Origin of the sequence: Ectothiorhodospira variabilis (genome assembly GCF_022227625.1) — a bacterium.
In the GTDB taxonomy this organism is placed as follows: domain Bacteria; phylum Pseudomonadota; class Gammaproteobacteria; order Ectothiorhodospirales; family Ectothiorhodospiraceae; genus Ectothiorhodospira; species Ectothiorhodospira haloalkaliphila.
Window position 1 is genome coordinate 187,702 of sequence record NZ_JAJNAO010000002.1, and the last position, 23,346, is coordinate 211,047.

The following is a 23,346-nucleotide window of genomic DNA, read 5'->3' on the forward strand; positions in this document are numbered from 1 at the left end:
CCTGCCCCCGCCTTCATCATCAGGCATCAAAGACCCGGGCCCCGGCCCGATGGCGCACATCGTGCTATGTTGAAACCGTCCGTCCAGCTCCGGCTGGGTCAAAACCTGACCATGACCCCCCAGCTGCAGCAGGCCATTCGCCTGCTGCAGCTCTCGACGCTGGAATTGCAGGCCCAGATCCAGGAGACCCTGGAAACCAACCCCATGCTCGAGGCCGTGGAGGGCACGGAGGCCGATCAGGAGACCGCCAGCGAGGAGCCTCGCGAGCAGGAGCAGGCCGAAACCTCCGAGGCAGCAGAAGCAGCGGAGGCCGCCGCCGAGACGGAAGGCAACGCCGACGGCAGTCAGGAGCAGATCCCCGACGAATTACCGGTGGACAGCAACTGGGACGACATCTACGATGTGCCCCCTTCCAGCGCCGGACAGTCGGACCACGACGGGCGAGACCTTTTCGAGAACCAGACCGGCCCCTCGGAAAGCCTGCATGAACACCTCATGTGGCAAGTGCACCTGTCGTCCATGAGTGAGCGTGACCGGGCCATTGCCTTGACCATCATCGATTCCATTAACGAAGACGGCTATCTGGCCGAACCCATCGAGCAGATCCATGCAACCCTGGCCACGGACCGGGAAATGGACCTGGAACTGGATGAGGTGGAAGCCGTACTGAACATGGTTCAGCACCTGGACCCGGTGGGCGTGGGCGCACGTGACCTGGCCGAGTGCCTGACCCTGCAACTGGCTCAGTTCCCGGAGGACACCCCCTGGCTGGCCGAGGCCCGCGCCCTGGCCCGCGAACACCTGGATGCCCTGGGTGCGCGTGACTACAAGGGCGTGCAGCGGCGCCTGGGGCTGGATGATGGCGAGTTGCAGCAGGTGATCGCCCTGATCCAGACACTGAACCCGCGCCCGGGCGGGCTCATCAGCAGCAGTTCGCCCGAATACATCATCCCTGATGTGTTCGTGCGCAAGCGCGAAGGCCGCTGGCAGGTGGAGCTCAACCCGGAAATCGCGCCGCGCTTGCGGGTGAACCCCCTGTATGCCAGTTTCGTGCGCCGCGCCGATTCCAGCCAGGACAACACCTACATGCGCAACAGCCTCCAGGAGGCACGCTGGTTCATCAAGAGCCTGCAAAGCCGCAACGAAACGCTGCTGCGGGTGGGCACAGCCATCGTGGAGCACCAGCGTGCCTTCCTGGAATACGGTGACGAGGCCATGAAACCCCTGGTGCTGCGCGATATCGCCGAGCAACTAGAGATGCATGAGTCCACCATCTCCCGGGTGACCACCCAAAAATTCATGCATACCCCCCGGGGCATCTACGAATTCAAGTATTTCTTTTCCAGCCACGTGGGCACGGCCGACGGCGGTGAGTGTTCAGCCACCGCGATACGCGCCATGATCCGCAAGCTGGTTGCCGAGGAGCCCCAGGGCAAACCCATGAGTGACAGCAAGATCGCCCAGGTCCTGGTGGATCGCGGCATTCATGTGGCACGACGCACGGTCGCCAAGTACCGTGAGGCCATGTCCATTCCGCCATCCAACGAACGCAAGCGGCTCGTTTGAAGCAAACCCACGCAGCCGTCCTGATCATTACCCATCCCTATCCATTCCCAAGGAGTCATCTCATGCAGATCAACCTCACCGGTCATCACGTCGACCTGACCGACGCTCTGCGCAACTACGTCAACGAGAAGTTCGAGCGCCTGGAGCGGCATTTTGACAACGTCATCGACGTGCATGTGATCCTGACCGTGGAGAAGCTGCAGCAAAAGGCCGAGAGCAACCTGTTGCTCAGCGGTAACAGCATCCATGCCGAGGCCACGCATACGGACATGTACGCCGCCATCGACGCCCTGGTGGACAAACTGGATCGCCAGGTGGTGAAGCACAAGGAGAAGCTCAAGGACCACCACCGGGCGGAAGGCTCCCACCGCAACCACATCGAGTGAGCGTTTCATGAACATCGGTGATCTTCTCGCCCCTGAGCGGGTGCACTGCCAGACGGACGTGAGCAGCAAGAAACGTGCGCTGGAGATGCTGGGCGAGATGCTCTCCAATCATCTACCCAAGCTCACCCAGGGCGAGATCTTCGACAGCCTGCTGGCCCGGGAGCGCCTGGGCAGCACGGGCCTGGGGCATGGCGTGGCCATCCCCCACGGTCGACTGGCCGGCGCCAGCGAGGCCTGTGCCGCGCTGCTCAAGCTGGAAAAGGGCGTCGACTACGATGCCCCCGACAGTGAGCCGGTGGACATCCTGTTCGCGCTGGTGGTGCCGGCAGACTGCACGGACGAGCATCTCCAGATCCTCGCGTTGCTGGCAAGGATGTTCTCCGATCCGGAGACGCTGGCCCGGCTGCGCAGCACCTCCGGTCCTTCGGACCTGCTGACTCTGGTGCGGGAATGGGACACCGAAGCCCCGGGATGAGCCCATGACCGACTCGCTCACCGTCAGCAACATCATGGAGGTCATGGAGGAGCGCCTGGGCCTCACCTGGGTGGCGGGTACTCAGGGGGGTGGCCGGAGCATATCGCACCGGTCCACCCCCCATGGCAGTCCGTCCCTGGTGGGTCACCTGAACATCATCCACCCCAACCAGATCCAGGTACTGGGGAATGATGAGATGCGCTACCTGTGGTCGCTGCGCAAGAACTCCCAGCGAGACATTCTGGAGCAATTGTGCAGCGGCGCCTCCTCCATGCTGATCGTGACCGATAACCTGGAGCCCCTCCCGGAGCTGCGCACCCTGTCGGAGCGCCAGTCGGTGCCGCTGCTGCGCACCGCCCTGCCCAGCCATGAGCTGATCAATATCCTGCGTTACTTCTTCAGCAACAAGCTGGCGGAGACCACCACCCTGCACGGGGTGTTCATGGAAGTGCTGGGAATCGGGGTGCTCTTGACCGGCGATAGCGCCGTGGGAAAGAGCGAACTGGCCCTGGAGCTCATCAGCCGGGGCCACCGCCTGGTGGCGGACGATGCCCCGGAATTCGCCCGCATCGCCCCGGACATCCTGCGTGGCACCTGCCCGCCGGTGCTGGAGAATTTTCTCGAGGTGAGGGGGCTGGGCGTGCTCAATGTGAAGGCCATGTACGGCGATAGCGCCATCAAGAACAGCAAGTACCTGCGCCTGATCATCGATCTCAAGGATCAGGCCAAGGTGCAGGCCGAGGATATCGACCGCCTGCACGGGGTGCGCTACACCCGGGTGGTGCTGGGGCTGGAAATCCCGGTCATCACCCTGCCGGTCGCCCCGGGACGCAACCTGGCCGTCATGGTGGAAGGCGCGATTCGCAACCACCTGCTGCGCCTGCGCGGTTATTATGCCGGCGACGACCTGGCTGCCCGACAACGCAAGCAGATGCAGAGCGAAAGCCCATGAAGCTCATCATCGTCAGTGGCCTGTCCGGCTCCGGCAAGACCGTGGCCCTGCATGCCCTGGAGGATGCGGGCTATTACTGCATCGATAACCTGCACCTGGGCCTGCTCACAGCGGTGGTCGCGCAGCTGCGCAGCCCCCGCCTCACCCTGTACGACGAGGCCGCCGTGGGCATCGACGCCCGCAGCGGCATCGAGGAACTGGATCGTTTCGACACCATCGTCGAGGAGATCCGCGCCATGGGCGTGGATCTGCAGATCATCTTCCTCCAGGCAGAGGAGGAGACCCTGCTGCGACGCTTCAGCGAGACCCGTCGACGGCATCCCCTCACCCGCGACGGCGTGCCCTTGTGGGAGGCCATCCATCTGGAGCGCAAGCTGCTCTCCAATATCGCCAACCATGCCGATCTCGCCATCGACACCACCCGCACCAACGTGCACCAGCTGAGTCAGACGATCCGTGAGCGTGTGGAACAGGCCGCCGACCGGGGCATCTCCCTGCTGATCCAGTCCTTCGGTTTCAAGCATGGCGCACCAGTGGACTCGGATTTTGTCTTCGATGTACGCTGTCTTCCCAACCCTCACTGGGAACCGCTGCTGCGCGGCCTTACCGGCCGTGACGAGGAAGTGGCCCGATTCCTGGACAATCACCCCATGGTGGAGGAGATGTTTGCCTCGTTGCGCGACTTCCTGACCACCTGGATCCCGCGATTCGAGGGTGAAAACCGCTCATACCTGACCGTATCCATTGGTTGCACTGGCGGGCAGCATCGCTCAGTCTATCTAGCGGAGAGACTGGCGGAACATTTCCGCGGCCTCAGGGGCGAGGCGGTGAGCACCCGTCACCGTGAACTTTCCTGATCCTTGAACCGGGATGCCAGCATGTCCGTCGGACTCATGATCATTACACACAATCACATCGGGGAAGACCTGCTCAACACGGCGCGTTCCATGATGGGCACCATCCCGCTGGAAACGTACTGCCTGGCGGTCTCCCAGTCCGGTGACCCGGACATCCTCCTGGGCAAGGCCATCGATGCCTATCATCGACTCCACCAGGGGGACGGCGTCCTGGTGCTCACCGACATGTACGGCTCCACCCCCAGCAATATCGCCAACCGTCTCACCCAGCAGCCCAAGGTCCAGGTGATCGCCGGGCTGAACCTCCCCATGCTGGTGCGAGTGCTGAACTACCCCACCCTGCGCCTGCATGAACTGGTCAACAAGGCCATCAGTGGTGGCCACGACGGCATCCTTCTCTGCGAGACCCACAGTTAAATGCCCACGCGGGAAGTCGAGATCATCAACAAGCTGGGCATGCATGCACGTGCAGCGGCCAAGTTCGTCAACCTGGCCAGTAGTTATGCGGCTGACCTGGAGGTGGAAAAGGGCAGCCGCCGCGTGAATGGCAAGAGCATCATGGGCATCATGATGCTGGCCGCCAGCCGCGGCACCACCGTGCGCCTGATCGCCGAGGGGGAGGATGCCGAGCAGGCCCTGGAAGCGCTGGAGGGATTGATCGGGGAGCGCTTCGGGGAACCTGAGTAGTCGCAGGCATTGGGGGAAGGCAAGAAAGCCTACACCTCCCGGTACACCTTCCCCCCCTTCTCCACGAACTCCACCGCCTTCTCCTGCATCCCCTTCTCCAGGGCCTCCTCAGCGGACATGCCCTGGCGCGCCGCATACTCCCGCACATCCTGAGTGATCTTCATGGAACAGAAATGTGGCCCGCACATGGAGCAGAAATGGGCCACCTTGTGCGCCTCCTTGGGCAGGGTCTCGTCATGGAATTCCCGCGCCCGCTCCGGGTCCAGCGACAGGTTGAACTGATCCTGCCAGCGGAACTCGAAGCGGGCCTTTGACAGGGCGTTGTCGCGCACCTGTGCCCCGGGGAAACCCTTGGCCAGATCCGCCGCATGGGCGGCGATGCGATAGGTGATGATGCCGTCGCGAACGTCCTGCTTGTTGGGCAGCCCCAGGTGCTCCTTGGGGGTCACGTAGCACAGCATGGCCGTGCCATACCAGCCGATGTTGGCGGCGCCAATCCCGGAGGTGATGTGATCGTAGGCCGGGGCCACATCCGTGACCAGCGGCCCCAGGGTGTAGAAAGGCGCCTCGAAGCAGTCTGCCAGCTCCTTTTCCACATTCTCCTTCACGCGGTGCAAAGGCACATGCCCCGGGCCCTCGATCATCACCTGTACATCGTGCTCCCAGGCGATGCGGGTGAGCTCGCCCAGGGTCTCCAGCTCGGCGAACTGGGCGGCGTCGTTGGCATCGGCCAGGCTGCCCGGGCGCAGCCCGTCCCCCAGGGAGAAGGCCACGTCATAGGCCTTCATGATCTCGCAGATGTCCTCGAAATGGGTGTAGAGGAAGTTCTCTTCATGGTGGGCCAGGCACCACTTGGCCATGATGGAACCGCCCCGGGAGACGATGCCGGTGAGCCGCTGGGCGGTGAGCGGCACATAGCGCAGCAGCACGCCGGCATGGATGGTGAAATAGTCCACGCCCTGCTCTGCCTGCTCGATGAGGGTGTCGCGGAACAGCTCCCAGGTGAGGTCCTCGGCCTTGCCGTCCACCTTCTCCAGGGCCTGATAGATGGGCACGGTGCCGATGGGAACCGGGCTGTTGCGCAGCACCCACTCGCGAGTTTCATGGATGTTCTTGCCGGTGGACAGGTCCATCAGGGTGTCGCCGCCCCAGCGGCAGGACCACACCAGTTTTTCCACCTCTTCGCTGATGCTGGAGGTGAGTGAGGAGTTGCCGATATTGGTGTTGATCTTCACCCGGAAGTTGCGCCCGATGATCATGGGCTCCAGCTCCGGATGGTTGATGTTGGCGGGGATGACGGCGCGGCCCGCGGCCACCTCGTCGCGCACGAACTCCGGGGTGATGACCTCGGGGATGTGGGCCCCGAAAGATTCCCCCGGGTGCTGACGCAGCAGGGCCGCGTATCGAGGGTCGGCGCGCATCTCCTGCAGGCGGCAGTTCTCGCGGATGGCCACATACTCCATCTCCGGCGTCACGATCCCCTGGCGGGCATAGTGCATCTGGGTGATGTTGCGCCCCTCACGGGCACGGCGCGGCGCGCGAATATGCTCAAACCGCAAGGACGCCAACTCCGGATCATCAGCCCGCTCCCGACCAAATCGGGAACTGGGTCCGTCCAGTTGCTCGGTATTGTCCCGCTCCAGAATCCAGGGCTCGCGCAACGCGGGCAGGCCCTTCATCAGATCGATGCGGGCCTCGGGGTCGGTATAGGGGCCCGAGGTGTCATACAGGGTGATGGGAGGGTTGTGCTCGGTACCGGCGCTGGTCTGGGTCTCAGCCAGGGCGACCTCGCGCATGGGTACCTGGATGTCCGGGCGGGAACCGGGCACATGGATCTTGCGGGAGCCCGGGAAGGGCTGGGTGATCTCGTCGGACAGACGGGCGGTTTGCGTGACAAAATCCTGGGGGATGGCGCTCATGCGATGACCTCAAGGGGGCGGCGGTCACCACGGGGCGCGGTTGCGCGCCTCCGAAGCTTCCCTCCGCCGGTATGATCCGGTTCAGGTTCCAAGGGACTGTCTCAGCCCCCTTCGGGGGCACCCCTAGCTTCAGGCGCCCAAGCTAGCCCAGATGCCAGGGCTTGGCAAGCCCGAAGGGCTCCTCGTTCACCTCAACTGATCGCCGCCTCCAGGCGTTCGCACACCGTTTCCAGCACCGTCACCCGCGCAAAGCGCTTGTCGTTGGCCGATACCAGCGTCCAGGGCGCGTATTCGGTGCTGGTGCGCACCACCATCTCGTTCACCGCCGCGTTGTAGCCCTCCCGCTGCTGGCGATTGCGCCAGTCCTCGTCGGTGATCTTGTGTTGCTTGTAAGCGACCTTCTCGCGCTCCCGGAAACGCTCCAGTTGCTCTTCTTCCGTGATGTGCAGCCAGAACTTCACCAGCACGATGTCGTGCTCCACCAACTGCTCCTCGAAGTCGTTGATCTCGTGATAGGCCCGGCGCCAGCGATCCTCGGCGGCAAACCCCTCTACCCGCTCCACGAGCACGCGTCCGTACCAGGACCGGTCGAACACCGTCATGCGTCCCCGGGGCGGCACGTAGCGCCAGAAGCGCCACAAATAATGATGGGCGCGCTCCTCGTCGGTGGGGGCCGCCACGGCCACCACACGGTAAAGACGCGCATCAATCCCGGAGGTGAGGCGACGAATGGCCCCTCCCTTGCCAGCGGCATCCCAGCCCTCGAACACGATCACCATGGCCACCCCCTTGTCCTTGGCCCGCCAGGTCAGATCGCGCAGCCGCGCCTGGGCACGAGCCAGGCGTTTCTTGTAGTCCGTCTTTTCCAGGGCCTGAGTCATGTCCAGATGGTCCAGCACCGTCACACGGGCAGAAGGCTCGGGAGGCAGGCTCGGCGCGTGGGAGAGCGAGACGCCCTCATGGGGCGGCCCACCTGCCTGCAGGCGCTCGTTAATGGCATCGAGCAGGGTGCGACCCACGGTGAGATCCCGGTACCGGGGATCGGTGGCCTCGATCAGATACCAGGGGGCGAGTCCGCTATCGGTCTCGCGGATCACCCGCTCCCCGGTCTCCACCAGGCGCTGATAGCGGATGGTCTGATCCTTGCCTTTGGGCAACCGATACCAGCGGCTGGCGGGGTCCTTGAGGCGTTGTTTGAGCCGGGCCTTCTGTTCGGAACGGGTCAGATGGAACCAGAACTTGATGATCAGGGCCCCATCCACCACCAGCATGCTCTCGAAATCCCGGATGCGGGTGAGGGACTCATGCAGGCTGGCCTCGTCCCATTCATCATGAATGCGCTGACGGATGGGCCGGGCATACCAGCCGCCGAAGAAGATGCCGATACTGCCTCGGCGGGGCATGGACTGCCAGTAACGCCATAGGGGCGGACGCTGCAACTGATCGGAACTCTGCTCCCAGAAGGCATGGGTCTCCACCCCCCGGGTATCCAGCCAGGTATTCAGGCAGTTCACCACCTCACCACGGCCGACGCCATCGACACCCTCGACGATGATGATCACAGCGGCGTCCGTGTCCCGCAGACGGCGTTGGGCCTCCAGCAGATCGGCCCGCAGTCGTGGCACCGCCTCCTTGTAAGTCTGCTTCGATACCTTTCTGCCCAACTCCGCTGCTTCGAACATGCCTGACCCCGTCACCGTGTGATGCCCGCACCCGATGGGCGCAGGTCTTGCCCCACCCTGCCCAAGACCTTAACCTTCCGTTCACGACTCATCACCGGGCGGCGCACCATCATGGCCGCCCGGCATAACAACCACAAGATGCAGAGACCACCACCATGAACCTCGAACAAGCCCGTTTCAATATGGTTGAACAGCAGATCCGCCCCTGGGAGGTGCTGGATCCGCGTGTACTGTCCGTGATGGAACACACCCCCCGGGAGCGTTTTGTGCCCGAGAGTCAGCGCATGCTGGCCTATGCCGACCTGGAGGTCCCTCTGGGTCATGGCGAATCCATGATGCGCCCCACCGTGGAAGGACGCCTCCTGCAGGCACTGGACATTCAGCCCCGTGACGTCATCCTGGAAGTGGGCACCGGCTCCGGCTATCTCACCGCCTGCCTTGCCCAGTTGGGAAGTCATGTGGAGAGCGTGGACATTCACGAAGACTTCACCCGCACCGCGGGGCAGCCACTGAAGGATCTGCAACTGCGCAACGTCAACCTGGTCACCGGCAATGCCGCCGAGGGCTGGTCCGGTCGCCATGGCCTGTATGACGTCATCGCAGTGACCGCCTCCATGGCACGCTATCGGGAAGACTTCGAGCGTCAATTGAATCTGGGTGGACGTCTGTTCGTGGTGGTGGGAGAACCGCCGGCCATGCAGGCGATGCTGGTGATCCGCGTGGGTGAGAATGATTTCTCCCGTCATGGCCTCTTCGAAACCTGCCTGAAACCACTGCAGGGGTTCGAAGAGGCCCCCCGTTTCGTCTTCTGAATCCGCCCATGCAGAGACTGACGGCACAGCAGCTTCACGATCATCTGCGGTCGAGCCAGGAGCCGCCGCAACTCATTGACGTGCGCGAACCCTGGGAATACGAAATCGTGCACCTGGAAGGGGCCCAGCTATTCCCCCTGGGGCAACTGGACGAACTTGAAGAGACCCTGGACCCGGACGAAGAAGTGGTGCTGATCTGTCATCATGGTATCCGCTCCCTGCAGGTGGCCCACTATCTTGAACATCAGGGCTTCACCCGGGTGATCAATCTGGAGGGCGGCATGGACGCCTGGGCCCGCCAGGTGGACCCGAAGCTGCCCACCTACTGAAGCAGTCCGCCAAGGTTCCCAATCCAGCCTCGATGAAGATACGATATCAGATTATGCTGATGTTCCCTGTGACCCCCACCCCTTGCGGCTGGAGATGCCCATGATCCGCTTTCGCAAACCGCTGCTGGCCGGCCTGTTTGTTTCACTGACCACGGCGGCCGCGCCTCTGTATGCTGCCGATTTGCTGGAGGTTTACCGCACTGCCCAGGAGCGGGATGCGGAAGTGCGCGCCGCCGAGGCCGAGTTCCGCGCCGCCCTGCAGGCCCGCCCCCAGGCCCGCTCCGTGCTGCTGCCGCAGATCGAGGGCACCCTGGGCTATGCCTACACGGACAGGGACGTGGACGGCGGGGACTCTCTGGACTTTCAGACCCGCAGCTTCGAGTTGTCCCTTAATCAGACGATCTATGATCACGCCAACTACGTGGCCCTGCGCCAGGCGGATCTGGGCATCGCCCAGGCGACGGCCGTGCGTGATGCCGCTCGTCAGGAACTGATCCTGCGGGTGGCCGAGGCCTATTTCGGAGTGCTCTCGGCCAAGGACAACCTCTCCTTCGCCGAGGCGGAAAAAGAGGCCATTGGCCGGCAGCTGGAGCAGGCGGATCGTCGCTTTGAGGTGGGCCTGATCGCCATCACTGACGTCAAGGAGGCCCAGGCCCAGTTCGATCTGTCGGTGGCCGAGGAGATTGCCGCCCAGAACCGGCTGGATCAGGCCCGGGAGGACCTGGCGGTGATCACCGGACAGTACTACGAGAGCATGTCGGAACTCTCCGACCGCATGCCTCTGGTGATACCGGATCCCGTGGACAAGAACCAGTGGGTGGAAACGGCTCGGGAGGCCAACCTGAACCTGGTGGCCCAGCGCCTGGGTACCGAGGTGGCAGCCCAGGAGATCCGGCGTCAGCGCTCCGGTCACTACCCGACCCTGGGGCTGTCGGCCAGCTATACGGATCAGGAGTACCATGATCTGCCAAGCTTCGGTGGCGGCCCCGAAGCACAACAGCGTGCCCAGCAATTCCTGGACCGCCGGGACACCCAGATCGGCGTGCAGTTGCGCGTGCCCATCTACACCGGTGGCCGGGTGAGTTCCCTGACCCGGGAAGCCCGTGAGAACTTCGATGCCTCCCGCGAGCAGCAGGAACTGGCGGAGCGCCGCACCGTCCAGCAGACCCGCAGCGCTTTCCTTTCCGTGAATGCCGGCATCTCCCGCGTGCGGGCGCTGGAACAGGCCCTGGAGTCCACACGGGCCTCCTTCGAGGCTGCCGAAGCCGGCTTCGAGGTGGGTACGCGCACGGCCGTGGATGTGCTGCTGGAATTGCGCCAGGTCTTCCGGGCCGAGCGGGATTTCTCCGAGGCCCGTTACGATTACCTGCTCAACACCCTGCGCCTGAAGCAGGCTGCGGGCACCCTCACCCAGGAAGATCTGGTGAGCGTGAACACCTGGCTGGATTAAGCGGAACCGGATTGAGACCATGACCGAACTGCTCTGCAACCCCGGCCGCAGCCACCTATTGGTGGTGGACATCCAGGAAAAGCTGGCCCTGGCCATGGACGAGGCCGAGCGTACCCAGGTTTACTACAACGCGGGCCGCCTGGCCCGGGCCGCCGGGATGCTGAACATCCCGGTCACCGTAACGGAGCAGTACCCCCAGGGGATCGGTCACACGGCTGGCCAGGTCCTGGAACAGTTACCCGAGACGGCCCGGGTGCTGGACAAGACCTCGTTCTCCTGCTGCGGCGACCCAGGCATCATGGATGCCCTCAAGAGCGCCCGCCGCCCGCAGGTGATCGTTTGCGGCATGGAGGCCCATGTGTGCGTATTGCAGACGGCCCTGCGGCTCACCCAGGAGGGTTTCCAGGTATTCGTGGTGGAGGACGGCATCTGTTCCCGCGCCCCCCGCAACCGGGACAATGCCCTGGCCCGCATGGCCCGCGCCGGCGTGATCGTGACCAATGCCGAGTCGGTGATGTTCGAATGGCTGGGCGAGTGCACCCACCCCCGCTTCAAGGATCTGCTGAAGCTGATCCGCTGATCGCCAGCCCCCTCAGTCGGAGCCAGCCAGCCCCCTCAGTCGGAGCCAGCCAACCTCCCCTGTGGGAGCCGGCCTGCCCCCCCCTTGTGGGAGCCGGCCTGCCGGCGATGCGCTGCGACAGCAGCGCCCGAGCCAGGCCATATGCCCACCGCTTTCGCGGGCAAGGCCCGCTCCCACATAACTCGGCCGGGCCAGGCCATGTGCCCACCGCTTTCGCGGGCAAGGCCCGCTCCCACAGAAGTCACCCCGACACTCATGGGAACGGAAATGACCCGCCCCCATACACTATGGGGGAGTCGGCGCCATATCCTCTGCCCATTTGAGCACTCGAGCCACTGCTCCACGATTTGATTCCAGCACCTGCAAGGCCGCCCCGGCGAGGGCCTCACGTTCCTCACCTGCGGATAGCAATTGCAGGATGATTTGGCCCAGCTCGTCAGCGCCCTTCACATTGCACACCCCACCCGCGTCGGACAGCGCCGCAAACACTTCGCTAAAATTGAACACCTGAGGCCCCGTCACCACAGGCACGCCATGGGCAGCAGGCTCCAGGGGGTTATGTCCCCCCGTAGGCACCAGGCTCCCCCCCACAAAGGCCACATCGGCCACGCCGTAGAGCATGAGCAGTTCCCCCATGCTGTCGCCCAGCCATACCGCCTGAGTATTGTCAGGCACCTGTCCCGCGCTGCGCCTTGAAGGCTCCCATCCTGACTCACGGCACAGGCGTGCCACGGTCTCGAAGCGCTCCGGATGCCGGGGCACCAGAATGAGCAAGGCATCGGGCAGCGCCTGGCGCACGATGGCGTGGGCCTTGAGCACCTGCTCATCTTCACCGGGATGGGTGCTGGCGGCGATCCAGACCGGACGCGTGCCCAGGGTGTCGCGCAGGGCGCGGGCCTGATTCAGCAGGGCGTCGGAGAGCGTCAGGTCATACTTGATGTTGCCGGCCACCCGGACCCGATCGGGCAACGCCCCCAAGGCGACGAAGCGGTCAGCATCCTCCGGCCCGCGGGCCGCCACGCCCTCCAGCCACCCCAGGGTGCGTTGCACCAGCGGGCGCAGTCGCTGATAGCCGCGAAAGGAACGGGGAGACAGACGGGCATTCACCAGCAGGATCGGGGTGCGATGGGCGTGACAGGCCCTGTAGAGGTTGGGCCAGAGTTCGGTTTCCATGACCAGCAGCCGGTCCACGGGCATCCGTTTGAGGAACCTCCCCACGGCACCCGGCAGATCGAATGGCAGATAGCGATGGATCACCGCATCCCCCAAGCGCCGGACCACCTCGTCTGCCCCCGTGGGGGTGGTGGTCGTGACCAGCACCGGCTGCTCCGGATGCCGTTCCCGCCAGGCCCGGATCAGCGCAGTGGCCGCCACCACCTCCCCCACCGATACGGCATGCACCCACAGATGGGGACGCCTATCACGAGGCGGCTCTGGAAACCCCAGCCTCTCGCCCCAGCGCTGCCGATAGGCCGGGTTGCGACGGCTGCGCCAAAGCAGTCGCAGCAGGAAAACGGGCGTGAGCAAATGGATCAGGAGATTATAGAGTGCTTGCGTCATCGGGCATCTAACCGCCCGACCGAATCCGATCAATCACCCCCGACGTCGACACCCCATCCAGGAACGGCAACACCTCCACCGTGCCACCCGCTTCGCGCACACAGCCAGCTCCGGCAATCTCATCGGGGCGATAATCGCCGCCCTTGACCAGCACATCGGGCCGCACCGCGCAGATCAGGCGTTCCGGGGTATCTTCACCAAAGGGCACCACCCAGTCCACACAGGCCAGCCCCGCCAGTACGGCCATGCGGCGCTCCAGCGGATTCACCGGCCGCTCCGGGCCCTTGAGGCGGGCCACGGAAGCATCGTCGTTCACCGCGACGATCAGACGATCACCCCGCTTGCGGGCCTGCTCCAGGTAAGCCACATGCCCGGCATGGAGGATGTCGAAACAGCCATTGGTCATGACGATGCGCTCTCCCTGGGCCCGCGCCTCCTCCACGGCCAGCATGAGATCGCTCTCCGACAGCAGACTGCTCCAGCCGCCATGATTCCCGCGCAACGCGGCCCGCAGTTCAGCGGGCTTCACGTAGCCCGTACCCAGCTTGCCCACCACGATCCCGGCACCCAGGTTGGCCAGGGCCGCAGCCGCGGCCATGTCCTGCCCCGTGGCCAGGGCGGCGGCCACCAAGGAGATCACCGTATCCCCTGCCCCGGTCACATCGAAAACCTCCCGTGCGCGGGTGGGCAGATGCACGGGATCGTGCCCTTCGCGGATCAGCAGCATGCCCCGCTCACTCAGGGTGATCAGCAGCCCCTCGAGACCCAGTTCAGCGCGCAGCCGTTCGCCTCGCTCCACCAGCATGTCGTCCCTGGGGCAGGCGCCGACCACAGCCTCGAACTCAGCCAGATTGGGCGTGAGCAACGTGGCCCCGCGATAACGCTCGAAGTCCCTTCCCTTGGGGTCCACCAGCACGGGCACGCCCGCCTCACGGGCCCGGGCAATCAGCTGAGGTGCGGCTGCCAGGGTTCCTTTGCCGTAATCGGAAAGCACGAGCACCGACACCGAGGCCAGCGCATGGGGCAGGATATCCAGCAAGGCCTGGGTATCCACGTTGTCCAGCGGCTGTTCAAAATCCAGGCGCAGCAGTTGCTGATGCCGACTCATCACCCGAAGTTTGGTAATGGTGGGAACCGCCGGGTCCCGAACGAGCTCGCAGGTCACCCCCGCATCCGCCAGCAGCCGATCCAGCGAGGCGGCCGCCTCGTCCTGGCCCACCACGCCCGCCAGGTGCGTTTGCACACCCAGTCGCGCCAGGTTCAGAGCCACGTTGGCGGCGCCGCCAGGGCGTTCCTCCACCTCATTGACATGCACCACCGGCACCGGGGCCTCCGGCGAGATCCGCGCCGTGGCACCGGACCAGTAGCGGTCCAGCATCAGGTCACCCACCACCATGACCCGGGCCTGTTCGAAGGGGGGCATTCCAGGTTTCACCAGCATTCACCTCACTCAGCAATCCCGGGCATGATACAAGACCGGTCCACGCTCATGGGGGGCAGCGCATGCCGGGCGTGGATCTGGAGATGGATCTGGAGATGGATCTGGAGATGGATGTGGAGATGGATGTGGAGATGGATGTGGATGTGGGAGCGGCCCTGGCCGCGAAGGGGACTCCAAACGAAGTCACGGAAGCATCCGAACCTTGGTGGGGCGGTGTGCCTGGGAGCGGGTGTTCGCCGCATGGATGCGGCGATCAAGCCTACAGGGAGGTATTCACGGCGTCCCGCGGACAGGCACACCGCCCCACCAAGGTTCACGCCGGTGCCCGACGAAGGGGCGGACGCCCGGGTTGGCCCCTTCGCGGCCAGGGCCGCTCCCACAGGAAACTCGATCACAGCGCGATTTGATACAATCACGGTTTTGTCCGCAACCCATGCCCAAGCGCAAACCCTCCGCCCAACTGCATCATCCCCTTCACTGGCCCATGTGGGTCGGCGTCGGGCTGCTGTGGGTGCTGGTCAAGGCCCTGTCCTGGCACTGGCTCGTGCGTCTCGGGGAAGGCGTCGGCACAGCACTTTACCCTCTGGCCCGGGCGCGACGCCGCATCGCCGAGACCAACATCCGCCTGTGCTTCCCTGAACTGGATGCCCCGGCCCAGCGGCGCCTGGTCAAGGACCATTTCCGCGCCATGGGAGCCGCCCTGTTCGAGACCCCCTTCGGCTGGTGGGCGTCGGAGAAGCAATTGGCCCCGCTGGGGCAAATCGAGGGCCTGGAGCATCTGAGGAAGGCGCAGGCTCAGGGCAAAGGGGTGCTGCTGCTCTCGGCCCATTTCACCTCCCTGGAGATTTGCGGGCGTCTGATGCTGAGACATCAGGCCCTGTCGGCCATGTACCGCCCCAACCAGAACCCGGTGGTGGAGTACTTCTTTCGCCGCAACCGGGAAAAACACTGCACCCGGGCCATTCGGCGTGATCAGGCCAAAGACGTGATTCGTACCCTGCGTCAGGGCGAAGTGGTGTGGTATGCCCCCGACCAGGCGTTCAAGACCCGCGCCAGCGTGGTCGTGCCCTTCTTCGGCCACCCGGCCGCCACCAATCCGGCCACCTCGAGACTGGCCAAAATCACCGGCGCACCGGTGGTACCCTTTTTCGGGTACCGGCTGCCTGGCAGCCAGGGCTACCGCCTGGTGATCCACCCGCCGCTTGAGGACTTCCCCGGTGACACCCCGGAAGCGGATGCCACACGCATCAACCAGGTGATCGAGAGCGCCATCCGCGAAGCCCCGGAACAGTATTTCTGGACCCACCGCCGCTTCAAGTACAAGAAGCGCTGGGGCATACCGGACCCCTATCGCGCGCCCTCCCGCTGACATCCCCGTGGGAGCGGCCCTGGCCGCGAAAGGGCCTCAAAACGAAGTCACAGAAGTATCCGAACCTTGGCGGGGCGGTGTGCCTGGGAGCGGGTGTTCGCCGCATGGATGCGGCGATCAAGCCTACAGGGAGGTATTCACGGCGTCCCGCGGACAGGCACACCGCCCCGCCAAGGTTCACTCCGGTGCCAAACGAAGGGGCGGACGCCCGGGTTGGCCCTTTCGCGGCCAAGGGCCGCTCCCACGGGACGTCCGGCGGATGCTGGCAGTAAAGTGGGACATGGTCACTGAATCGGGCGACTCACGCCGCACGCCCCATCCAGCGCACCGGCCCAGAGCATCACGGCAAAATCAAAGCGCTCGTCGTTCCAGGCCTCTAGCGAAATCAACTGAACGTCCCCGCGCACATGGTCGGCATCCAGCCCCAGATAAAGCTCCAGCCAGGCTTCCATGCGGGGGCTCAACTCCGCCCCCCGGTTGGCCTCCCAAGCCAACAGGACATCTCCCCCATCCGGGCACTGCAGGCAACCCGAAGCCACACTGGGGGTCAACACCTGGCTTCCCGGGAAATGCATCCGCAGGTTACCGGCCACGAACGTTCCATCAGAGACAATGATCCCCCGCTGGAATCCTCGGCTGGCCACCGCCTCGGCCAGCGCATCAAAGGGATGCACATGCCGTTGGTGATCTTCCAGTAACGCCCAGTCGTTGACTCGCCAGGCCATCACCAGCAACACCAGCAGCGGTACCACCAGACAGGTGGTCAGATAGGCCCGCACACGGACCGGGGTGAGGCTCGCCGTCCCCATCATGGCAAAGACGTACAACGGGAAGACCCACAGCATGGGCAGCATCCAGCGATCCTTGAAGTGGGTCGCCCCCAGCAGCACCATGATCACCAGCAACAGCAGCACCGCCAGCAGATAACGCTGCAACGGGAACGGGCCCACCGGGGCCTGCCAGCGGCTCAGGGTTCGGGCAAAGTCCCGCCGGAAGATCAACGCCATCACGATCCACAGCGGCGTGATGAAGGCAATCACCGCCAGCAGCAGCTCTCCCAGCCCGGCCAGGGGCCAGAGGCCCTCACCGAAGTGCATTTTCTCAAGGCCACGCCCGGCCACGTCGTGGCTTTGCACCAGCCAGTAAAGATGCGGCCCCGTCACCAGCAACGCCGCCAGGCCACTGATCAGAATGCGCACATCCAGCAACATTGCCCGCCCCCTGGGCAGGGTGAGCAGCGCAAGCCCGGCCGCCGCCGCGAACACCAGATAGTTGTACTTGGAGAGCACGCCCAGCCCGAAGACCACGCCCGCCAGCAGGTAATGGAACAGCGTGGGCCGATCCAGCCAGCGCAGCATCACGTGGAAGCTGGCCGCCGCCATGAAGGTGGCCATCACCGAATGGGACAGATCCCGCTGGGATTCCCAGACGATCTGCGGGATCAGCAACAGCGAGAGTGTCGCGAGCACCGCGAGGCGGACATCCCCCAGCAGTCGCCGGGCCGACAGGTAAATAAAGACATAGGTCAGGAAAAGGAGCGTGTTCTTCACCAGGGCCAGTGACCCGGTATTCGCGCCCAGCACCTGGAAGGCGACCGCCTGCAGCCAGGCATACAGGGGCGGCTGGCCTGAATATCCGGCTGCCCACCACTGGGTGACCACCATCAGTTCCGCCTCGTCCAGTTCCAGGACGGATGAGCCGGTGGCACGTATCACGGTGTGCAACAGGAAATAGGCAGCGAGCCCAAGCAGCAGCCAGGCCCCCCAGGCAGGGTGAGTCTTGTTCATGCAAGGATCTTCTTCATGGAACGGAGGAGCGAGGGTTCACGGCCCGTCGGGCCTGGCATCCTGGCCGATAACCTCCCTGTATATCGCCAGATTGCCCTCCACCATGGCATCCAGGGAAAACCGCCGGCTCACCCTTTCCCGGGCCGCACGGCCCAGGTGCCGGCGCAGATCCGGGTCGTCCAGCAGACACAGTACCGCCTCCGTCAGAGCCGGCACATCGCCTGGTGGCACCAGGAGACCGGCATCGTCTCCCAGGATCTCGGGCACGCCGCCGGCCCGGGCCCCCACCATGGGCACCCCCGCCGCCCCTGCCTGGAGCAGCGACACCCCCAGTCCCTCCATCTCCACCGGATGCACCACCAGATCCAGACACGGGAGGATACGGGGCAGATCGTCACGAAAACCTGCCAGCAGGACATGTGCATCGAGCCCCAACCGCGACACCAGCTCCCGGATCTCGCCCTCCTGCGGGCCCTGCCCGAAGAACACGAAGCGCACCCCGGGGTGTGCCTGAAGGATCCGGGGAGCGGCCTCAAGCAGATAGCGGTGCCCCTTGCGGGGGATCAACTGGGCAATCACGCCCACCACCGTCTCGTCGCCGGAAAACCCCAAGACCTCGCGCAGCACGCTCCCATCACACGCCCCGCCGTATGCGGCCACATCCACGGCACTGGGCACGCAGACCACCTTGTCCGCCGGCACCCCCTCCCTCACCAGAACTTCACGAATGGCCTGGGAAATGGTGATCACCCGATGGAAGAGTCGGTACTTGAGACGGGCCACCCAGGCCCGCTCCGGGTTGTCCACGCGCCGGGACACCACTGCAGGCACCCGGCACAGGCGGGCCGCCACACCGCCGAATACATCCGCACCCCGGCGGCTGTGCAAGTGCACCAGATCGGGTTGAACCTGCCGGATCAGGCGACGCAGTCGGCCTACAGCACCCAGATCCAACTCTCCACTCATCGGTAATTCGTGTACCTGAGCACCCGATGGTTCAACCGCTCTGCCAAGCGCCGCGCCATGGGGACACACCAATATATTGATGACCCCCCTTTTTGAGAGTCCCTCAATGAGATAACGCACCTGAAGCGCACCCCCGTAAAGGTGGCGACCCGCTTCCACATGAAGGACGGTAAGACTCATGCTGACCCTTTTAACTACACAAGAAGCCCGTTTCGACTTATGCGAAGGAAAGACCTTTATTTTCCCAGGCTCGGGGTACATTTCCCTCAGTTGGCCGATCACCCCAGCCTGGACGACCGACCCTCAACGATCCCTATCCCGGATAGCCCAATTTCTTAAAGTCCTCCGAATAAAGCTCAAACACACGGCCATAGATCTCCGAGGTATAGTATCTATCCATCTGACCTGCCGACCCGGTTATTTTGCCCTGTGCTTGCGCCTCCGCCAAGTGTGGCTCATCAAACCCCCTGCAACCTCGCACATCCAGTCCCACAGAGTTGTATATGGACAAAAGGTCGTCGCGCAGACTCTCGACTTTCGCGACATAATCAAATCTCTCCACTGGCAGGTATAGCAGCTCAATCTGCGGCCACCAGTGGCGATTCACATATAACCCGCCAGACTCCAAAAAACACACGAAATCCCTAAACCCCGCAGAGGAGTCATTACCAAGCCCCGGGATATCCTGATAGCGCGGCGCCCCGCGTTTCGCCTAGCTCCCCTTCTCCAGAAAAGCAGAGAGTAACCGCGCATATGGATCTCTAACCACCGTAAACCAATAGTATGACCCGAGGCTGGAGATTTCGGAAAACTTCCAAAGATCAGGCAATTGAATACCCACGTCGATCGCCGCTTTTTTCGCGGACAAATAATCGAGCCCTTCAAAATCAAGCTTGACCAAATCATTCCTTGATAACACTTCCGCATTAAAAGCCAGCGTAGACGAATTCGCCGCTTTTTTAATCCTGTTATAAGCCATCCTCGCTTGGGTATAAAGCACCACATTGCGGGCGTTGGGGGCGGACCCGCCCTCCAAATCCGAAAGCGCATTAACCAATCGGAAATGCGCATCGCGAGCCACACGATGCAGTCTTTTACGCATCTTGTCCTTTCTCTTCAAAAGCATGCCAACAACCCGCCCCCAGCGCACCCAGGTAAAGTTTAATTCGAGAAAGCCCCGCGATCACAACCGCCGAAATTCGCCCAACACCAGATCACATCTACCGCCCTTTGCCAAGCCTCGGCAGACCCTCAATACTGCGAATTACCTCATCCACCTGAATATTTCTGAGGCAGTCGAATCGTCCGTCACAGGTTGGGTTACGCTTGCAGGGAGAACAGGGCAGATCATGGTAAATGACCACGGTGTTGTCCCTACCAGTATCCAGGTAGGGACAGGTGGAACCAAACAGGGCCACCGTAGGAACATCGAAGGCCGGTCCCATGTGGGTGAGGCCCGTGTCCACACCAATCAGAAGGCGTGAATGCCGGATGATCGCTGCCGCCCCAGTGATCGTGGTTGCGCCCACCTGGTTATCCACTGCGGGGCCCGCTCGGGCCGCGATACGCTCAGCGGATGCCTTGTCACCGCCCCCACCCAACAGCACGACAGTGAGCCCATATATACCGTTGAGCCTTTTGGCCAATTCTGCCCACCTGTCCTCTATCCAATGCTTCTGCGGACGCGTTGTAAAGGGGCAAGCTACAATATACCCTGTGGGATGTGAGCGTGACAGCACTCGAGCCTGTTCTTCATCACTCGCCGACAGGCCCACATGCATCCTGAATTCATCCGACTCCCAGCCCAGCTCTTGCGCCAGGAACAAATATTCCGATCCAATCCGACGCGGGTCACCCCCTCGGGGGATCACGTGGGTCATCAAATACTGGCCACCCTCACGCGCTCCAAGACCAACCCTTACGGGCGCCCCCGAGAGCCGCGCCAATATGCCACTCTTGAGAAGGCCCTGCAGATCTACCGCCACATCATAGCGTTCTCCACGCAGTTCCCTATGGAACCCGCGCACCTCCCGGATCAACTGAAACCAGGAAAACTTTCTGAGCAATGCTACCCAACGATCCTTGGACCATACCACGACTCGATCTACATGCTCATGCTGCTCCACCAGACGCCTTGCCTGCGGCTCCACCAGCCAAACGATTTTCGCATCAGGATACGCTGACTTCAGTGCTGCCGGAAGCGGCGACGCCATTACAATATCACCGATCGCTGAGAGTCGGATGAACAAAAAAGTCGGCACTTTCGATGTCATTGCTGGCCTACTGCAGAGTCCGGGCCACGGACAAGCTGCACCAAACGTTCCGCGAGGATACGCCCATTCTCTTCAGCATCGACACGAGCATCCAATCTTATCACCGTTATCTTATCCTGCCTCTCAAGCCACACCGCCAACCAGGCCAATAATTCCTCATACCGACGATACATATCCGTTATTGCTCCCAAAGACCATAATCGGTATGGCCTTCGCGAAGAGGTCTTCCCACGATTTGCATACCGCGACGCCGCGACCTCTGGGGGTATTTCCAAGACGACATAGACGTTCGCAAGATCCGGCTTTATCGTCCTTAATACCGCCTCCAGACCCTCTCGCTCCAAACGCTCACGCCTTCGCATCAAGTAAAGCCTCTGGAGCAGAGCCTGATCATGGACCACCATGTCACACCCTCTCAGCATTCGCCTGCAACGACGAATCGCATGAACCCGGTCAAGCACCGACGAAAGCCTCATGAACTCCCGGACCCCCCGCTCTCTCCACAGCCTCCTTATCGTCCCTCTCAAAAGATCAAGCACCTCTGGTGTCTCGGAAACCCTGAACCTCGCCTTGATCTCCTTGTTATAATGCACAACATTGACGCCACAGGCGTCCCCTCTAATGCGACGTACCGCTGACTTCGCAATTGTCGTCTTACCAGCTCCGGGAAATCCGACAAACTCCACCAAAAGCGGAACCTCCACCCCACAATCACCCTCAACCATACCAAACCTATCGTCATCTTACCTGCTGGACATTGTGATCCAGACAACTCGACAGCCACCATCGCAATCCGCTACCATGCGACTCACGCTGCCGCGACCACCTGGCCTTCGACCCTGCACGAACAATGACTAATCAACCAAGACCATCTCACGACCTCACTCTCAACCACCATGCACATTAAAGCATTTAGTGCGCAGGATGGGCAAGCGCCCGGGTTTGTTCGCAGGCAGCCTTGGCGGGCTAAAGTCGAATCGTGGATAACCAAAGCTTCAGTCCCAGCCCTGTTTCTCTACTTTTTGGCACCTCTGGGTTCCTCCTTCGCCTACGTCGGTGGCGCATTTCTTAGTGTCACGCTTATCCTAACGGCGTTCACAAACACGCGAGAACTCATAGGACACCCGCTCATCGCCACGCTCGCGATGATTTCCATTTATCTTGTTTTTTCCGCAATATACGCAACCCACCATTTCCCAGACAATATCGGCGATATAGTTACCTCCCTGCGGGCGTATCTGGAACTCATATTGGTGGGACTGGGAATCGGCTGGTATATATCCAGGAAACCATGGCTTTTGTTTCCGCTTTTACTCACGGCGATGATCGGCCTGACGACTCGCATCGTACTCTATGTAGATTGGAGCAGCCCAGTGGGCTGGCTACAAGATTATGGCCGCATCGGCTTCGGGTTATCGGTCATACACTATCCACTATATTCGGTCCCAATGGCCATCGGCATTATCATCTTCATGCGAAGGTTGATTCTAAAACAGGATGCCGTCGGGTTACGGATCATGACGATAATCCTCGGTTATGCGGTCTTCTTGTTGATTTGCTACACACTCATACTCAACCAGACCAGAATGGTGTGGATTGCCCTGCTCCCGATCCTCCCGGTACTGGCTTACGCCTTTATGCGCGACACCCGCATCCCACGCGTAAGGGCACGCTATTCTTATGCTCCCGCCATTATCGCCTTGCTCGCATTTTCGGCTTTGATCGTAAGTCAGCAGGACACACTTACTCAGCGGCTTTCTGCGGAGGATGGCGCGCTACATTCGCTTGCCACCCTGAAAATCGATCAACTGGGAGAGCGATCTATCGGCTTGCGCTTTGATATGTTTCAGCAAGGCATCGAGAACTGGGCGGAATCACCCCTGCTTGGGAAAGGGGTTGGCGCGGGCGCAATTCTCCCCGAACACTATTCCCACATGCACAACATTGCAGCTCATTACCTGGTTGAGGTCGGCGTGATAGGGGTGGCACTCACCCTGGTCGCGATCCTGATTTTACTACGCGCTCTCTACCATCAATACCGCAGTCACAACAATACCCATGACATCCTCACGTGGCTGGCGCTCTCGCTGGTCTTCTCAACCATCTGGCTCATGGGAGAATCCAAGCTCTGGCAGATGTATGTTCGCGCACCCTTCACCATTTTACTGGGAATCACTATTGCCGCATATTTTTTGAACAGACGCGGCGAGAGCCTGAGCGCGACTATTTCACAGAGCAGATCTCCAAAGGCCTAA

At 62.5% G+C, this 23,346-nt stretch carries 22 protein-coding genes, 1 pseudogene and 1 riboswitch; of the genes and pseudogenes, 14 read left to right on the forward strand and 9 right to left on the reverse strand.

Annotation, left to right across the window (positions count from 1 at the left end):
- Positions 1 to 66 precede the first annotated feature (66 nt).
- From LPW30_RS03505 to LPW30_RS03535, 7 genes are all read left to right on the forward strand, one after another.
- The gene (locus tag LPW30_RS03505) at positions 67 to 1,566 is read left to right on the forward strand and encodes an RNA polymerase factor sigma-54 (protein ID WP_239680088.1); all 1,500 of its coding nucleotides are present in this window, start codon (positions 67 to 69) and stop codon (positions 1,564 to 1,566) included.
- Between the two features lie 62 nt (positions 1,567 to 1,628).
- Positions 1,629 to 1,952, forward strand: coding sequence for a ribosome hibernation-promoting factor, HPF/YfiA family (gene hpf / locus LPW30_RS03510; protein ID WP_025280571.1), 324 nt, complete (start codon positions 1,629 to 1,631; stop codon positions 1,950 to 1,952).
- Between the two features lie 7 nt (positions 1,953 to 1,959).
- Positions 1,960 to 2,427, forward strand: a complete 468-nt coding sequence (locus tag LPW30_RS03515; protein WP_025280570.1) for a PTS sugar transporter subunit IIA — start codon at positions 1,960 to 1,962, stop codon at positions 2,425 to 2,427.
- Between the two features lie 4 nt (positions 2,428 to 2,431).
- A complete protein-coding gene (hprK, locus tag LPW30_RS03520; RefSeq protein ID WP_026623567.1) occupies positions 2,432 to 3,379 on the forward strand; it encodes an HPr(Ser) kinase/phosphatase in 948 nt (315 codons plus the stop codon).
- Positions 3,376 to 4,236, forward strand: a complete 861-nt coding sequence (rapZ, locus tag LPW30_RS03525; RefSeq protein WP_238623716.1) for an RNase adapter RapZ — start codon at positions 3,376 to 3,378, stop codon at positions 4,234 to 4,236. Before hprK ends, rapZ begins: the two co-directional genes overlap by 4 nt.
- Before the next feature lie 21 nt (positions 4,237 to 4,257).
- Positions 4,258 to 4,653 carry a PTS sugar transporter subunit IIA gene (locus LPW30_RS03530; RefSeq protein WP_025280568.1) on the forward strand — a complete coding sequence of 132 codons (396 nt, stop codon included), beginning with the start codon at positions 4,258 to 4,260 and terminating at the stop codon, positions 4,651 to 4,653.
- The gene (locus LPW30_RS03535; RefSeq protein WP_025280567.1) at positions 4,654 to 4,923 is read left to right on the forward strand and encodes an HPr family phosphocarrier protein; all 270 of its coding nucleotides are present in this window, start codon (positions 4,654 to 4,656) and stop codon (positions 4,921 to 4,923) included.
- Between the two features lie 29 nt (positions 4,924 to 4,952).
- On the opposite strand, the gene thiC is transcribed toward LPW30_RS03535, so the two are convergent.
- Both thiC and pap read right to left on the reverse strand, forming a co-directional pair.
- Positions 4,953 to 6,842: a phosphomethylpyrimidine synthase ThiC gene (gene thiC / locus LPW30_RS03540; RefSeq protein WP_239680089.1), complete on the reverse strand. Its 1,890-nt coding sequence runs from the start codon at positions 6,840 to 6,842 to the stop codon at positions 4,953 to 4,955.
- A 41-nt stretch (positions 6,843 to 6,883) separates the two neighbouring features.
- Positions 6,884 to 6,977: riboswitch (TPP riboswitch) on the reverse strand.
- Between the two features lie 56 nt (positions 6,978 to 7,033).
- Positions 7,034 to 8,524: a polyphosphate:AMP phosphotransferase gene (pap, locus tag LPW30_RS03545; protein WP_239680090.1), complete on the reverse strand. Its 1,491-nt coding sequence runs from the start codon at positions 8,522 to 8,524 to the stop codon at positions 7,034 to 7,036.
- Positions 8,525 to 8,679: 155 nt separating this feature from the next.
- Here pap and LPW30_RS03550 point away from each other — a divergent pair, with 155 nt between their 5' ends.
- The 4 genes from LPW30_RS03550 to LPW30_RS03565 all read left to right on the forward strand — a co-directional run bounded on the left by LPW30_RS03550 (position 8,680) and on the right by LPW30_RS03565 (position 11,695).
- The gene (locus tag LPW30_RS03550) at positions 8,680 to 9,336 is read left to right on the forward strand and encodes a protein-L-isoaspartate O-methyltransferase family protein (protein ID WP_239680091.1); all 657 of its coding nucleotides are present in this window, start codon (positions 8,680 to 8,682) and stop codon (positions 9,334 to 9,336) included.
- An 8-nt stretch (positions 9,337 to 9,344) separates the two neighbouring features.
- Positions 9,345 to 9,665, forward strand: a complete 321-nt coding sequence (locus LPW30_RS03555) for a rhodanese-like domain-containing protein (protein ID WP_025280563.1) — start codon at positions 9,345 to 9,347, stop codon at positions 9,663 to 9,665.
- Between the two features lie 100 nt (positions 9,666 to 9,765).
- The gene (locus LPW30_RS03560) at positions 9,766 to 11,115 is read left to right on the forward strand and encodes a TolC family outer membrane protein (RefSeq protein WP_239680092.1); all 1,350 of its coding nucleotides are present in this window, start codon (positions 9,766 to 9,768) and stop codon (positions 11,113 to 11,115) included.
- Between the two features lie 19 nt (positions 11,116 to 11,134).
- Entirely contained in the window at positions 11,135 to 11,695 is a 561-nt protein-coding gene (locus LPW30_RS03565) for a hydrolase (RefSeq protein ID WP_239680093.1), read from the forward strand.
- A 285-nt stretch (positions 11,696 to 11,980) separates the two neighbouring features.
- Here the strand turns inward: LPW30_RS03565 and waaA are convergent, their stop codons facing one another.
- Positions 11,981 to 13,255 (reverse strand): lipid IV(A) 3-deoxy-D-manno-octulosonic acid transferase, encoded by a 1,275-nt coding sequence (waaA, locus tag LPW30_RS03570; protein WP_239680094.1) that lies wholly within the window; start codon positions 13,253 to 13,255, stop codon positions 11,981 to 11,983.
- Between the two features lie 7 nt (positions 13,256 to 13,262).
- Positions 13,263 to 14,690, reverse strand: a complete 1,428-nt coding sequence (hldE, locus tag LPW30_RS03575) for a bifunctional D-glycero-beta-D-manno-heptose-7-phosphate kinase/D-glycero-beta-D-manno-heptose 1-phosphate adenylyltransferase HldE (RefSeq protein ID WP_239680225.1) — start codon at positions 14,688 to 14,690, stop codon at positions 13,263 to 13,265.
- Positions 14,691 to 14,758: 68 nt separating this feature from the next.
- Between hldE and LPW30_RS03580 the strand changes: the two genes are divergently transcribed.
- A complete protein-coding gene (locus LPW30_RS03580; RefSeq protein WP_239680095.1) occupies positions 14,759 to 15,103 on the forward strand; it encodes a hypothetical protein in 345 nt (114 codons plus the stop codon).
- Positions 15,104 to 15,129: 26 nt separating this feature from the next.
- A complete protein-coding gene (lpxL, locus tag LPW30_RS03585) occupies positions 15,130 to 16,065 on the forward strand; it encodes an LpxL/LpxP family Kdo(2)-lipid IV(A) lauroyl/palmitoleoyl acyltransferase (protein WP_238623720.1) in 936 nt (311 codons plus the stop codon).
- A 284-nt stretch (positions 16,066 to 16,349) separates the two neighbouring features.
- Here the strand turns inward: lpxL and LPW30_RS03590 are convergent, their stop codons facing one another.
- The 5 genes and pseudogenes from LPW30_RS03590 to LPW30_RS03610 all read right to left on the reverse strand — a co-directional run bounded on the left by LPW30_RS03590 (position 16,350) and on the right by LPW30_RS03610 (position 21,816).
- Positions 16,350 to 17,852: an ArnT family glycosyltransferase gene (locus LPW30_RS03590; RefSeq protein WP_239680096.1), complete on the reverse strand. Its 1,503-nt coding sequence runs from the start codon at positions 17,850 to 17,852 to the stop codon at positions 16,350 to 16,352.
- Positions 17,853 to 17,888: 36 nt separating this feature from the next.
- The gene (locus tag LPW30_RS03595; RefSeq protein WP_239680097.1) at positions 17,889 to 18,998 is read right to left on the reverse strand and encodes a glycosyltransferase; all 1,110 of its coding nucleotides are present in this window, start codon (positions 18,996 to 18,998) and stop codon (positions 17,889 to 17,891) included.
- A 133-nt stretch (positions 18,999 to 19,131) separates the two neighbouring features.
- A pseudogene (locus LPW30_RS03600) lies at positions 19,132 to 19,944 on the reverse strand (sulfotransferase family protein).
- A gap of 94 nt (positions 19,945 to 20,038) precedes the next feature.
- The gene (locus LPW30_RS03605) at positions 20,039 to 21,091 is read right to left on the reverse strand and encodes a glycosyltransferase family 9 protein (RefSeq protein ID WP_239680098.1); all 1,053 of its coding nucleotides are present in this window, start codon (positions 21,089 to 21,091) and stop codon (positions 20,039 to 20,041) included.
- Entirely contained in the window at positions 21,088 to 21,816 is a 729-nt protein-coding gene (locus LPW30_RS03610) for an AAA family ATPase (RefSeq protein WP_239680099.1), read from the reverse strand. Before LPW30_RS03610 ends, LPW30_RS03605 begins: the two co-directional genes overlap by 4 nt.
- Before the next feature lie 171 nt (positions 21,817 to 21,987).
- Between LPW30_RS03610 and LPW30_RS03615 the strand changes: the two genes are divergently transcribed.
- Positions 21,988 to 23,346 (forward strand): O-antigen ligase family protein, encoded by a 1,359-nt coding sequence (locus LPW30_RS03615; RefSeq protein ID WP_239680100.1) that lies wholly within the window; start codon positions 21,988 to 21,990, stop codon positions 23,344 to 23,346.

What these genes read in the sequence shown, in the direction of transcription:
- LPW30_RS03505 (WP_239680088.1), top strand. Translation starts at nt 67, where the DNA reads ATGTTGAAACCGTCCGTCCAGCTCCGGCTGGGTCAAAACCTGACCATG.
- hpf (WP_025280571.1), top strand. Translation starts at nt 1,629, where the DNA reads ATGCAGATCAACCTCACCGGTCATCACGTCGACCTGACCGACGCTCTG.
- LPW30_RS03515 (WP_025280570.1), top strand. Translation starts at nt 1,960, where the DNA reads ATGAACATCGGTGATCTTCTCGCCCCTGAGCGGGTGCACTGCCAGACG.
- hprK (WP_026623567.1), top strand. Translation starts at nt 2,432, where the DNA reads ATGACCGACTCGCTCACCGTCAGCAACATCATGGAGGTCATGGAGGAG.
- rapZ (WP_238623716.1), top strand. Translation starts at nt 3,376, where the DNA reads ATGAAGCTCATCATCGTCAGTGGCCTGTCCGGCTCCGGCAAGACCGTG.
- LPW30_RS03530 (WP_025280568.1), top strand. Translation starts at nt 4,258, where the DNA reads ATGTCCGTCGGACTCATGATCATTACACACAATCACATCGGGGAAGAC.
- LPW30_RS03535 (WP_025280567.1), top strand. Translation starts at nt 4,654, where the DNA reads ATGCCCACGCGGGAAGTCGAGATCATCAACAAGCTGGGCATGCATGCA.
- thiC (WP_239680089.1), bottom strand. Translation starts at nt 6,842, where the DNA reads ATGAGCGCCATCCCCCAGGATTTTGTCACGCAAACCGCCCGTCTGTCC.
- pap (WP_239680090.1), bottom strand. Translation starts at nt 8,524, where the DNA reads ATGTTCGAAGCAGCGGAGTTGGGCAGAAAGGTATCGAAGCAGACTTAC.
- LPW30_RS03550 (WP_239680091.1), top strand. Translation starts at nt 8,680, where the DNA reads ATGAACCTCGAACAAGCCCGTTTCAATATGGTTGAACAGCAGATCCGC.
- LPW30_RS03555 (WP_025280563.1), top strand. Translation starts at nt 9,345, where the DNA reads ATGCAGAGACTGACGGCACAGCAGCTTCACGATCATCTGCGGTCGAGC.
- LPW30_RS03560 (WP_239680092.1), top strand. Translation starts at nt 9,766, where the DNA reads ATGATCCGCTTTCGCAAACCGCTGCTGGCCGGCCTGTTTGTTTCACTG.
- LPW30_RS03565 (WP_239680093.1), top strand. Translation starts at nt 11,135, where the DNA reads ATGACCGAACTGCTCTGCAACCCCGGCCGCAGCCACCTATTGGTGGTG.
- waaA (WP_239680094.1), bottom strand. Translation starts at nt 13,255, where the DNA reads ATGACGCAAGCACTCTATAATCTCCTGATCCATTTGCTCACGCCCGTT.
- LPW30_RS03580 (WP_239680095.1), top strand. Translation starts at nt 14,759, where the DNA reads ATGCCGGGCGTGGATCTGGAGATGGATCTGGAGATGGATCTGGAGATG.
- lpxL (WP_238623720.1), top strand. Translation starts at nt 15,130, where the DNA reads ATGCCCAAGCGCAAACCCTCCGCCCAACTGCATCATCCCCTTCACTGG.
- LPW30_RS03590 (WP_239680096.1), bottom strand. Translation starts at nt 17,852, where the DNA reads ATGAACAAGACTCACCCTGCCTGGGGGGCCTGGCTGCTGCTTGGGCTC.
- LPW30_RS03595 (WP_239680097.1), bottom strand. Translation starts at nt 18,998, where the DNA reads ATGAGTCTTACCGTCCTTCATGTGGAAGCGGGTCGCCACCTTTACGGG.
- LPW30_RS03605 (WP_239680098.1), bottom strand. Translation starts at nt 21,091, where the DNA reads ATGACATCGAAAGTGCCGACTTTTTTGTTCATCCGACTCTCAGCGATC.
- LPW30_RS03610 (WP_239680099.1), bottom strand. Translation starts at nt 21,816, where the DNA reads ATGGTTGAGGGTGATTGTGGGGTGGAGGTTCCGCTTTTGGTGGAGTTT.
- LPW30_RS03615 (WP_239680100.1), top strand. Translation starts at nt 21,988, where the DNA reads ATGCACATTAAAGCATTTAGTGCGCAGGATGGGCAAGCGCCCGGGTTT.